This is a genomic window from Saccharothrix sp. ST-888 (genome assembly GCF_000955975.1).
In the GTDB taxonomy this organism is placed as follows: Bacteria; Actinomycetota; Actinomycetes; order Streptomycetales; family Streptomycetaceae; genus Kitasatospora.
Map to the genome: position 1 here is coordinate 1 of NZ_JYJF01001191.1, position 204 is coordinate 204.

Here is a 204-nt window from a genome sequence, read left to right on the forward strand (position 1 = left end):
TGACATCGGTGCCCAGGGCTTCCAGGGCAACCAGGGTTTCCAGGGCGACATCGGTGCCCAGGGCTTCCAGGGCACCCAGGGCAATCAGGGTTTCCAGGGTGACACCGGTGCCCAGGGTTTCCAGGGCTTCCAGGGCAATCAGGGTTTCCAGGGTGACATCGGTGCCCAGGGCTTCCAGGGCAACCAGGGTTTCCAGGGCGACAT

At 64.2% G+C, this 204-nt stretch carries 1 protein-coding gene; it reads right to left on the bottom strand.

Features of this window, described 5'->3' with window-relative positions; genetic code table 11:
- A partial coding sequence (locus tag UK12_RS42895) for a hypothetical protein (RefSeq protein ID WP_231591541.1) occupies positions 1-204 on the bottom strand: 204 nt, incomplete at both ends.